Here is a 233-nt window from a genome sequence, read left to right as displayed (position 1 = left end):
CAGTGTGGCCGATCACCCTCTCAGGTCGGCTACGCATCGTCGCCTTGGTGAGCCGTTACCTCACCAACTAGCTAATGCGCCGCGGGCCCATCCTATAGCGACAGCCGAAACCGTCTTTCAGTGTTTCGCCATGAGGCGAAACAGATTATTCGGTATTAGCCCCGGTTTCCCGGAGTTATCCCAAACTATAAGGTAGGTTGCCCACGTGTTACTCACCCGTCCGCCGCTAACGT

Annotated in this window: 1 rRNA gene; it reads right to left on the bottom strand. The window is 56.2% G+C overall.

The window, feature by feature from the left end:
- Positions 1-233 (bottom strand): 16S ribosomal RNA (locus C9J29_RS24085); the annotation flags it as partial.

It is taken from the genome of Lysinibacillus fusiformis, assembly GCF_003049525.1.
Lineage (GTDB): Bacteria > Bacillota > Bacilli > Bacillales_A > Planococcaceae > Lysinibacillus > Lysinibacillus fusiformis.
The sequence above is the reverse complement of the archived record's forward strand: the minus strand, read 5'-3'. Positions and strand labels throughout refer to the sequence as shown.